This window comes from Achromobacter sp. (genome assembly GCF_049647645.1).
In the GTDB taxonomy this organism is placed as follows: Bacteria; Pseudomonadota; Gammaproteobacteria; order Burkholderiales; family Burkholderiaceae_B; genus Achromobacter.
Window position 1 is genome coordinate 15,178 of record NZ_JBARYB010000122.1, and the last position, 10,719, is coordinate 25,896.

Annotated in this window: 11 protein-coding genes; 1 reads left to right on the top strand and 10 read right to left on the bottom strand. The window is 63.5% G+C overall.

Features of this window, described 5'->3' with window-relative positions:
- Positions 1-30: 30 nt before the first annotated feature.
- From WBB14_RS14545 to WBB14_RS14585, 9 genes are all read right to left on the bottom strand, one after another.
- Entirely contained in the window at positions 31-426 is a 396-nt protein-coding gene (locus tag WBB14_RS14545) for a Zn-ribbon domain-containing OB-fold protein (RefSeq protein WP_424240465.1), read from the bottom strand.
- A gap of 1 nt (position 427) precedes the next feature.
- Positions 428-1,612: a thiolase domain-containing protein gene (locus WBB14_RS14550; protein WP_424240466.1), complete on the bottom strand. Its 1,185-nt coding sequence runs from the start codon at positions 1,610-1,612 to the stop codon at positions 428-430.
- 12 nt (positions 1,613-1,624) lie between these two features.
- On the bottom strand, positions 1,625-2,185 hold the full coding sequence (locus tag WBB14_RS14555; protein WP_424240467.1) for a carbonate dehydratase: 561 nt from the start codon (positions 2,183-2,185) through the stop codon (positions 1,625-1,627).
- A complete protein-coding gene (gene yidD / locus WBB14_RS14560; protein ID WP_424240468.1) occupies positions 2,182-2,439 on the bottom strand; it encodes a membrane protein insertion efficiency factor YidD in 258 nt (85 codons plus the stop codon). The genes WBB14_RS14555 and yidD overlap by 4 nt, the downstream gene beginning before the upstream one ends.
- Positions 2,436-3,842: a cysteine--tRNA ligase gene (gene cysS, locus WBB14_RS14565; protein WP_424240469.1), complete on the bottom strand. Its 1,407-nt coding sequence runs from the start codon at positions 3,840-3,842 to the stop codon at positions 2,436-2,438. The genes yidD and cysS overlap by 4 nt, the downstream gene beginning before the upstream one ends.
- The gene (locus WBB14_RS14570; protein WP_424240470.1) at positions 3,839-4,996 is read right to left on the bottom strand and encodes a CobW family GTP-binding protein; all 1,158 of its coding nucleotides are present in this window, start codon (positions 4,994-4,996) and stop codon (positions 3,839-3,841) included. Before WBB14_RS14570 ends, cysS begins: the two co-directional genes overlap by 4 nt.
- Positions 4,993-5,907 carry a GTP cyclohydrolase FolE2 gene (folE2, locus tag WBB14_RS14575; protein ID WP_424240471.1) on the bottom strand — a complete coding sequence of 305 codons (915 nt, stop codon included), beginning with the start codon at positions 5,905-5,907 and terminating at the stop codon, positions 4,993-4,995. Before folE2 ends, WBB14_RS14570 begins: the two co-directional genes overlap by 4 nt.
- A gap of 89 nt (positions 5,908-5,996) precedes the next feature.
- A complete protein-coding gene (gene zigA, locus WBB14_RS14580; RefSeq protein ID WP_424240472.1) occupies positions 5,997-7,208 on the bottom strand; it encodes a zinc metallochaperone GTPase ZigA in 1,212 nt (403 codons plus the stop codon).
- A 42-nt stretch (positions 7,209-7,250) separates the two neighbouring features.
- Positions 7,251-7,640: a Fur family transcriptional regulator gene (locus WBB14_RS14585; protein ID WP_424240473.1), complete on the bottom strand. Its 390-nt coding sequence runs from the start codon at positions 7,638-7,640 to the stop codon at positions 7,251-7,253.
- Positions 7,641-7,907: 267 nt separating this feature from the next.
- On the opposite strand from WBB14_RS14585, the gene WBB14_RS14590 reads away from it, so the two are divergent.
- A complete protein-coding gene (locus WBB14_RS14590) occupies positions 7,908-8,351 on the top strand; it encodes a Fur family transcriptional regulator (protein ID WP_424240474.1) in 444 nt (147 codons plus the stop codon).
- Positions 8,352-8,380: 29 nt separating this feature from the next.
- Here WBB14_RS14590 and WBB14_RS14595 read toward each other — a convergent pair whose 3' ends face one another.
- Positions 8,381-10,663: a TonB-dependent hemoglobin/transferrin/lactoferrin family receptor gene (locus WBB14_RS14595; RefSeq protein ID WP_424240475.1), complete on the bottom strand. Its 2,283-nt coding sequence runs from the start codon at positions 10,661-10,663 to the stop codon at positions 8,381-8,383.
- Positions 10,664-10,719 lie beyond the last annotated feature (56 nt).

Below are 10,719 nucleotides of genomic sequence, written 5' to 3' on the forward strand. Positions count from 1 at the left end.
TCGAGGGGCTTAGGTTGCGCAGTGAAAGGCTCAGGCCGTGTCGGGCGTGAACATGGGCACCTTCTGCCCGCTGGCGCTGGGTACGAAGACCACGTGCACGGGCTGACCGATGCGCAAGGCAGACAGATCGCAGCCAATCACGCAGCTCAATACGATGGGGCCTTCTGCGAGGGTGACGTAGGCAATGCAGTGCTGTGTCTCTTGGAGCGTGGAAACGCTAAACGAATACACAGTGCCGGCGCCACTGGCCTCGATCCATTCGGTCTGAGTCAGGCCCGTGAACGGACTGATGGTGCGCGGCGGATGAAAAGCCCGGCCCGTGCCCATACAGCGCTTGAGCAGCAGGCGGCTTTCGTTGGCGGCATCCCAAAAGGTTGTCGTTTCCGCATTGGGTTCGGGTGCGGGCGGAAGATTGGCGATGGACATGTCAGAGCCTTTCCAGGATCAGGGTGGCGCTGCCGTGGCGTGCGCTGAGCAGCCCGCCCGTGCCGTGCACCAGCGCGAGTCCGCAGTTGGGAACCTGCACCGCCGGGTGGGCTTCGCCGCGCAATTGACGCACTGCTTCGATGAGCTTGGTCATGCCGCCGCGGTTGCCGGGGTGGTTGTTGCACAGGCCGCCGCCATCGGTGTTGATGGGCAGGCGCCCGACGCCCGCGATCAGTTGGCCGTCGGCCACGAAGCGCCCGCCCTGGCCCGGCTCGCAAAAGCCCAGGTTCTCCAACTGGATGAGCACCGTGATGGTGAAGCTGTCGTAGATCGAGGCGTACTGGATGTCGGCCGGCGTGACACCGGCCTGGGCGAAGGCTTCGGCGCCGGACTGCACGGCGCCACTGGCCAGGATGTCGAAGTAGCCGCCATCGAGGTGCCTGACCGTGAAGCCGGCGCCCGTGGGCGTGATCAGCGGACGCTGGAGCGAGCGCGCCACCTCGGGATGAGCCACGACCAGCGCGCCGCCGCCGTCGCTGATGACGCAACAGTCGAGCCGGTGCAGCGGCGTGGAGACCACGGGCGAATCCAGTACATCCTGGACGGTGACAACCTTGCGCAGCATGGCGTTCGGGTTGTGCTGGGCATGATGCGACGCCGCCACCTTGATCCAGGCCAGTTGCTCGGAAGTCGTACCGTGAACGTGCATGTGGCGCATGGCGCACATGCCGTACATATTGGTCACGACCGGCCCGTAAGGCAGCTCGAAGGGTGCCTCGGGTGCACCCTGTCCCTGGTTGCGGTGGCTGCTCTCGGGGGTCTGCCGGTCGGCACGCGGGCGGCCCGCCTGCGTGATCAACGCCACACGGCACTTGCCGGCCTCGATCGCCTGCACGGCGTGGGCTACGTGGTTGATATAGGCGGAACCCCAACTTTCGGTGGTATCCAGGTGCCTCAGCTTCAGGCCCAGGTACTCGACGATGGAGAAAGGACCGACGCCGGGCGCTTCCCAACCCGGAACGTCGCCGGCACAGAAGTAGCCATCCACATCCGAGATCGTCAACCCTGCGTCGGCCAGCGCGCCGGCGGCTGCCTCGGCGTGCAACTGGGCCAGTGAGGTGTCGCCCGCGTGGCGAGTGGGGTGCTCGTAGGCACCGATGATGAAGGCTTTGCCTTTGATGCTCATGGCTGTCCTTATCTAGAACTCGTTGTGGATACGCTTGTAGCCACGCACCAGTTCGTTGTTGGTGCGCGCCACGTCCTCGGAGAACTCGCTGGCATCGACAGAAACCTGCGGCAGCGAATCGAGATCGGTCTCGGGGCCGATGCGCTCGGTCGAGCGCACGTAAAAGCCAGCGGGCAGATGCACGCCATCGACCACGGCGTTGTAGCGAACCACGCAGCCGTCATCGACCGTGCAGTTGAACAGCACGCTGTTAAAGCCAATGAACACCCCGCTGCCGACCTTGCAGGGGCCATGCACGATGGCACGATGGGCAATCGAGGTGCGCTGCCCGATGCGCACGCTGGCGCCGGACTTGGAATGGATCACCACGCCGTCCTGGATGTTGGAATGGGCGCCGATCACGATGGGGTCAATATGCCCGTCTGCGTCCATCTCATCGGCGCGGATGACCGCATAAGGGCCGATGAACACGTTTTCCTCGACGACCACGAGGCCGCACAGGATGGCCGTTGGATCGACGAAGGCGCTAGGGTGAATTTGCGGCAGGTCGCCGCGCGGGTTCTTTCGGATCATGGTGGGGTCGGCCTTGAGGTCGTGGGTTTGGCGGGTGGCACGGGGTCATGCCCACCCGGGTGCAGCGGATGACAGCGCAGCACGCGCCGCAATGCCAGCCAGCTTCCCTTGACGGCTCCCTGCGTTTGCAGGGCTTCAACGGCGTACTGCGAGCAAGTGGGATGGAAGCGGCAGCGCGGGCCGAGCATCGGGCTGATGAACAACTGGTAGCCGCGCACCAGCAGCACCAGCATCTGAGCGGGCCAGCGTGTCATGCTGGCTCCTTTCTGGCGGGGCGCAGCACCATGCCCTTGAGGGTGTCTTCGACGATGAATCCGGCGGCTTCCAGCTCTTCGCGCAGCGCATCCGCTCGAACAAAGTCCCGGTTCTGCCGCGCCAGTTCGCGTTCGGCCAGCAGTTCTCGAACCCGAGCCGTACTCAGCGACAGCGCCCACGCCGATGGAGCGAATATTTCCATCGCCGCAGCGGGCGCCTGCTGGAACAAACCGAGCAAGCCGGCCGATGCCAGCAAACGCGATTTGGCCTGCGCCCGCGCTGCGTCGGTCGCCGCCTCGTCGAGCTGGACACGCAGCACATGCAAGCGCTTCAGCGCCCCTGGCACGTTGAGGTCGTTTCTCAGTGCCTCCAACACCTCTGGATCGGGGGCAGCGTCTGGCGATATGGCGAAGTGTTCGACCTTCGCCAGGCTGGTGTAGAAGCGCACCAGCGTCTGCCGCGCGTCAGCAAGACGCTGAGCACTCCAGTCCAAAGGGCGCCGGTAGTGCGTGGACAGCAGCGCCAGACGGATGGTCTCGCCCGGCGCCTGCGCCAGCAGGTCGCGCACCAGCAGCACGTTGCCCAGCGATTTGGACATCTTCTGTCCGTCCACCGTGACGAAGCTGTTGTGTACCCAGGTACGGCAGTACAAGGAGCCGTGCGCGCAGGTGCCCTGGGCGATTTCATTCTCGTGGTGCGGGAAGATCAGATCCTGCCCGCCTCCGTGAATGTCGATGGTGTGCCCCAGGTGCTGTCCAATCATGGCCGAGCATTCAACATGCCAGCCAGGGCGGCCCCGGCCCCAGGGACTGTCCCATCCCGGCTGCTCCGGCGTCGAGGGCTTCCAAAGCACGAAATCCATGGGGTCGCGCTTGTAGGGCGCCACCTCCACGCGGGCGCCGGCCAGCATGTCCTCGGTGCGTCGCCCCGAGAGCTGCCCGTAGGCGGAATAGGACGGCACATTGAACAGCACGTGCCCCTGTTCGACGTAGGCGTGGCCGCGCTCGATCAGTTCCAGGATCAAGTCGATGATTGCGGGGATATGGTCGGTGACGCGCGGCTCCAGGTCGGGTGTCAGCACCTCCAACGCCCGCATGTCCTCGTGGTAGGCGTCGATGTAGCGGCCGGTGATGGTGCCGATGGGCACCCCCTCGACGGCCGCCGCCGCGTTGATCTTGTCGTCCACGTCCGTGAAGTTGCGGGCATAGACCACCTCGCGGTAGTCGTGCCTGAGCAACCGGGCCAGCACGTCGAACACGACGGCGGGCCGCGCGTTGCCGATGTGGGCGAAGTTGTAGACCGTGGGGCCGCACACATACATCGTCACCCGGTCGGGTTGTTCGGTACGTAAGGGTTCCTTCTTGCGCGCGAGCGTGTTGTAGAGAAGGATGGGCGGGTTCATGCGGTCGGCTCCCCCGCTTGTGGCAGCGCCTGCCGTAGCGCCTCGAAAGTGCGCTCGACCACTTCCCGGTCAACGTCCTGGGTGATGAAGACCATGCGCGAGCGGCGGTCTTCGCTCGGCCACGCGGGCAGCGGTACGGGCGGATGGAAGATGTGCTGCACGCCATGCACGACGATCGGCTGCGTGCTGCCCTCAACGTTGAGGATGCCCTTGACGCGAAGGATGTTGCTTCCCACGAAGCTCATGAGCAGTTCGAGCCAATCGGTCAATACCTCGTCGGGTATCGGCTCATCGACATGGAAGCAGAACGCACGGATGTGGTCATCATGGCGGTTCACGTCATGGTGCGCATGCGCGTGGCTGTGACCGTGTTCATGGTGGCTGTGCGATTCGTGCTCGAGATGGGTGTGGCCGTGATGGCCGTGATCGTGCACATGGTGATCGTGTGCGTGTTCATGCGCCGGCGCATAGGCTTCCTCTCGCAGCCAGCGCGCCACGTCGGGGGTCTTGCCATCCACAGAAAACAGTCCGAGATTCAGCACCTTCTGCGGTGCAATATCGCCACCCCGCACCTCCCAGCGCGGGGCGGCCGGATTGATGCCGTCCAGTCGGCGCAACAGCGTATTGCGTTGCTCGTCAGAGACCAGATCCGCCTTGGTAAGCAGCAGCGCGTCGGCCACGGCCGTCTGCTTGACGGCTTCCGGGTGCCGATCGAGGGTGTGCATGCCGGTGGCCATGTCCACGGTCGTGACAATGCCATCGAGCCGGTACTTTGGCGCGATCTGCGGATGGGTCATCAGCGTGTGGATGATGGGCGCCGGATCGGCCAGGCCCGTGGTCTCGATCAGCACGCGCCGGAACTGTCGTTGGCCGCCGCGCGAGAAGCGCCAGGTGATGTCGCGCAAGGTTTTGACCAGATCGCCGCGGATGGTGCAGCACAGGCAACCGCTGCTCATTTCCATCACCAGGTTCTCGGTGCTATGAGCGACCAGTAGGTGGTCGAGCGCCATTTCGCCGAACTCGTTGATGATGACCAGCGCGTCAGCCAGCTCGGGTTGGCGCACCAGATGATTGAGCACGGTGGTCTTGCCGCTGCCAAGGAACCCTGTCAGCAGGGTGACGGGGATCAGGCTGGATGGGGATTCGGCGCTCATGCGGAAACTCCTTCGGGCATAGGAGCCGCCCACGCCACCGCGTCGTGCGGGTGCAGGCTCTCCAGGTGCCGGACATGGACAGTGGGACTGGCGTAGCCACCCAATGCCGCCTCGATGCGCCGGGCGGCGTCCTCAACGAACATCAGGTTCTGGCCGTTGAGCGCCGCGAACGCCTGTTCGTCGGCGCGCTTGACCGCCGTTTGCACCGGCGTGCCCACGGCCTCCTCGATGCGGTCGATCAACGCCAGCAGCCCGAGCGTGTCGGCGTCGCTGGGCACATCCACCGTGACCTGCGCCTCGCTGCGCTGGCTATGCGGCGTCGCCAGCGTCGCATGCTGGTGCAGCCAGGCCGCCACATCTGTCGGCTCCACCGGGGACTGCTGATCGAAGGCTTTCAGAAAGCCCTGCTCGATGATCTGCCGCGACAGCGCGGCCGAACAGGGGCAGGTCGAGGAATAGCCCGCCGTGACCTGCACGCGGCACCTGAATACGCCGTTAATGAGGGAAACATCCAAGCAGACGGGGTAGGACTTCCAACCGGACAGTCCCTGCGTGACCAGCGCCGGACGCCGCATCAGCAGCGCAAAGTTCAAGCGCAGCCGTGCGCAACGACTGTCGCAGTCCTGATGGCTGGCGATCATGTCCTGGAGCAGATGGCACAGGCCCGTTGGCGAGAGCGCTTCGCCCTGGCCCAGCGCATCCAGCAGCCGGTACAACCGGGACATGTGGATGCCTTTGACATGCGGGGCGGGCAAATCGACCTGTACGTCGGCGCGCGCATGCAGCTCGCGCCGGTAGCCAAGCTCGGCCACGGTGATGGGCAGGTCGATGCCCTGCATACCGACCCACGCCAGCGGGCTGAGGCGGGGGGCGATGTCGGTCAGTGAAACGTCGGGAAGTGCGGCATTCATGCTCAAAATCCAGTGGAGGTGCACCCCACCCGGTTCAGAGCATGGGAAGCACGGTCAAATCAGGACTGATCAGAACCAATCGGAATCAATCAGGACCAATCGGGAAACGGGTTGTGCCAGGCCGTCCACGTCTTCGGGCCTTGGGCCATTTCCTCGTCGGTCAGTAAACAAACGTCGAATCGAGCGCGCAGCGCAGCCTCGTCCATGTCCATACCGATCAGCACCAGTTCCTGGCGGGCGTCGCCGACGTGTTCGTCCCATTTCTCGCGGATCAGCGCCACGGCTTCAGGGTCTTGCGGCCAGCGCTCCTGCGGCACGGCAGCCCACCAGTAGCCCGCCACGTTATGCCGGGCCACCGCGCCCGCCTGCGACCAATTGCCCGCCAGCGTCGGATGGCTGGCAAGCCAGAAGAAGCCTTTGGAGCGCACCACGCCGGGCCATTCGCTTTCCACCCAATCGAAGAAGCGTTGCGGATGGAAGGGCCGTCGCGCGCGATAGACGAAATTGCGGATACCGTATTCCTCGGTCTCCGGCGTGTGTGTACCGCGCAGCTCTTGCAACCAGCCCGGCGCCCTGGAGGCTTCGTCGAAATCGAACAGACCGGTATCCAGTACGCGGTCGAGCGGCACCTTGCCGAACTCGGCGATCTCGATACGGGCACGCGGGTTGAGGCTGCGCAAAATCGCCATCAACCGCTCGCGCTCCTCGTCGCTGATCAGGTCAACCTTGTTAAGCACGATCACGTCGCAGAACTCAATCTGCTCGATCAAAAGGTCTACCACCGTGCGCTGGTCTTCATCGCCCAGCGACTCGCCGCGCGACTGGATGCTGTCGCGCGAGCTGTAGTCGCGCAGGAAGTTGAAGGCATCAACCACCGTCACCATCGTGTCGAGCCGGGCCACCTCACCCAGGCTGCGGCCGTCCTCGCCCTCGAAGGTGAAGGTTTCCGCCACCGGCAGAGGCTCTGAAATCCCCGTGGATTCGATCACGAGCTGGTCGAAGCGGCCTTCCTTGGCAAGGCGATCCACTTCAAGCAGCAAATCCTCGCGCAACGTGCAGCAGATACAGCCGTTGCTCATCTCCACCAGCTTCTCGTCGGTGCGCGACAGCTCGGCCCCGCCTTCGCGCACCAGCGCGGCGTCGATGTTGACCTCGCTCATGTCGTTGACGATGACCGCGACGCGCCGGCCCTCACGGTTGTTCAGGATATGGTTGAGCAGCGTTGTCTTGCCCGCGCCCAGAAAGCCGGACAGAACAGTGACGGGGAGTTTTTTCGCGAGATCTAGGGTTGCGGTTTTCATCTTGATTTCTTCATATTCAGGGGCAATCGGCTCGGTGAGATGTCACTGCGGCCCTGCGCAATCTGCGCATTTGCCATGCAGTTCGATGGTCGAACTACGCAGCGAGAAGGCTTTGTTCTTCGTCCAACGGTTGATGCAGCGTCCCAAGTCACGTTCAGAAAACTCATCCACATGGCCGCACTGATCGCAGATGGCGAAGGCCCTGAAGCCGTGTTGGCAGTCCACCGCGTGATTGCATGGCACGTACGCATTCAAGGTCGCAAGACGGTGTACCGACCCATCGTTGGCCAAACGCTCCAGCGCCCGATAGACCTGCATGGGTGCACTAAAACCCTGCTCGCGTAATCGATCAAGAAGCGCATATGCGCTGAGCGGCTCGCTGGCTTGCCGAAGGGCCGTAAGGACTCGTTGCTGGTTGGTGGTCAGTTGCACAGAACTCTCCGTGGATCGCGATATGCACGGGGATTAACATTGAAATTTATGTGATGTTATAACATAACTTAAATCAGAGTGAAATTGCAGTGGAACCAGGTTGGCGCGTCAATCCGCTCGACCAGGCCATGTGAATGGACTTTGGGATCGCCCCGTTCCCAGGAGCATTGACGCCATTGAATGCCGCAGCCCGAGGCAAGGTTTGATATTTCCTCTGTGGGCTAGAAGCGCTAAACTGTTGGGCGTTACAACATAACGCTTGAAGCAATGTCGCCCTCAGCCAAGCTGCACTCTCAGGAGCTGACCAAGCACCAGTCACTCGTGCTCAACGCACTTGCGCGTGAGGAGAATCCTGCGAGCGCATACACGCTACTCGACCATCTGCGGGCGGAGGGATTGCGCGCGCCGCAACAGGTGTACCGTGCGCTGGACAAGCTGATCGAGTACGGGCTCGTGCACCGCGTGGAAACGCTGAATTCTTTCGTCGCATGCGCTCACCCCCATGACCACCGGCATGGGCTGGTCGTCTTCGCCATTTGCGATCAGTGCGGGCAGGTGGAGGAGTTCTCAGACCAAGCCATCGAACGCCGTCTCAAAGGCTGGTCGAAAGACCACGCTTTTCGCATGAGCAAGGCCTCCGTCGAGATGCACGGTACCTGTGGCCGCTGCGACCATCCGCCTGCCGTGAAGTCGGCCCCGCACGGCCTATAGCCGCGCGGCCCGACTTTCTCAACAATTCGTCAGAAATCCACACGCATGCTGATTGAGGCTGTGCGCCCCGGCGCCGTATAGGCGGCCAACCGCGCATCGTTGCCCGTCAACCCGCTCACTGTGGACCAATCGTAGTATTGCCGGTTGAACAGGTTGTAGATCGCCAGGTTCAGCGTGGCCTGCTTGCCGATGCGCCAGTAGGCTGTCATATCCATCGTGGCATAGCCGGCGGTCTTGAGTGGCACGGGGGCAGTCGGTCCGGTCTGCGCCAACGCCTCGTTGACACGCCGCTTTCCCGCCACGAAATTGCTCGTGAGTTGCCCGCCAAAACGCCCGCCGCGCCCATCCCAGCGCAGCCCGGCAACCAGCCGCGCGGGCTGAATGCTGTTGAGCGGCTGGTCAGCGGTTTTGTCGTTGCCTATCGACCACTGCATGGCGCCGATCAGGCGCCAGCGGTCGGCTGCGTTGAACCAGTGGCTGATCGGTATCTGCCCCTTGGCCTCGATGCCGTAGATCTCCACCTCTCCGAGGTTGCGCGACTGAAAGCGCCGTATCGCACGTGGGCCGCCGCTCTGCCCTGGTGGGATGAAGGCGATCATCTGGGTGTCGATGAAGTCGGTGTAGCGGTTGTAGAAGGCCGACAGCTCATACGAGCCCATGTCCGACTCACCACGCAGGCCCAACTCCACACCCCGGCTGCGCTCGGGCTTGAGGTTGGGGTTGGGGATGAAGTCGTGGATGAATGTCGCCACGGCGGTCTGCCCGGCACGGTTGAGTTGCTCCGGCGCGGGCATGCGAAAGCCCGTCACGAGGTTGGCATAGGCGACCTGGCGGGGCTGCCACTCGTAGCTTAACCCCAGGCGCGGCGTCCATGCGGTCTTGGATAGAGCCACCGGGGTGGTACCGCCCACGTTGGCGTTAGCGAACAGAGCGTCGGGCTTGGGTGAGATCCGGTAGGTGTCGAAACGCAGACTCGGTGTCAGGCGTAGCCTGCCGTCGCCGAAGGCCATCTCGTCCTGGACAAACAGGCCGAGGCTGCGCACGTCGGCCTCAGGCGCGGTGCGGCGCGGAAAGATTTCGCCATCGATGACGCTGGTAGCACCGGTTCCCGCCACAGTGCGCTCCACGGCATTGTTGTAGAGGCTGACCGATTTGGATAGCACATCCATGCCCGCCACCCAACGGTGGGCCACGTTGCCCGTGTCGGCATGGCCGTCGAATTGCAGGCTACTAGACCATTGAGGCTCGCGGTAGGACATGGTGCTGTCACGCAGCAACGCCGGGGCGGCGCCCGGAGGCTTGCGTCCTTCGTGCGTGCGCTCTTCGCTGCGGCTGCGCTGGTAGTCGATCTGCGCCGAAAAATTGTCGAACCAGCCGTTGCTGGGTGCATAGCGGTAAGCCAGGCCCAGCCGGTCGCGGCGACTGATGTCGTCCGCTTGGCTGCCGGTGATGCGTGTGCCACCAGCAATGGGGCCGATCAGCGACTGCTGGTCGGTGCGGATCGACTGCTCGTAGTGCTCACCCGTGAACGTCAGCGACTGAGCGGGGTCGATGTCGAGCACCGACTTGAACAGCAGATTGCGCATCTGCGTGTCCTGCGGGTTGGGATGCAAGTCACTGTCCGGGTGATTCTTGAGCTGGTGTCCGTCACGCGCCGTGAAGGACAGCAGGTTCTGCGTTGGGCCGGCGCGAAACGCCAGGTCGGCATGGCCCCAGCGGCCGTTGTCGCGGCCATCGTAGCCCGTGGAGGCAGAGCCGGCAAAATTCCTGGAACTGTCCAGGAAGTCCTGCGGCGACAGCGTGCGGAACAACACCACGCCGGCCAATGCGTCGCTGCCGTACAGGCTGGAGGCCGGCCCCTTGAGTACCTCCACACGGCTCAGTGACAGTGGGTCCACGCGAAGTTGGCCGGAGTTGGCTCCCGCCGCCACATAGCCGCCCGGCAGACGCACGCCATCGAGGAACATGCCCAAGCGTTGGGCACCAATGCCACGCACCTGGATCGCAGCTTCGCCGCCGCGTCCGCGCGCCTCGCGGCTGACCGAGATACCAGGTTCGTAGCGGAACATCTCGCTGAAGTCCGTCACCAGGTTTTCTTGTAACTGCCTCTCGTCGATCACCGACACCGTCGCTGGTGTAGTAAGTGCTGCCGTAGGCTGCCGTGTGGCGGTGATGACAACGGAAGGCAGCGTTGCTGCTTCGCCAGCATCGACCTGGACCGGCGCACTCGCCGGCGTCTCCTGCGCCCACACCACGCCTGCGGCCGCCCATACCCCCCACATGGCTGCGTGCAGCCGCGTCAAACGAAACATGACATTCCCATCTTTACCAATTTTCAAATCAATGAATGTTATAACATCACGCAACA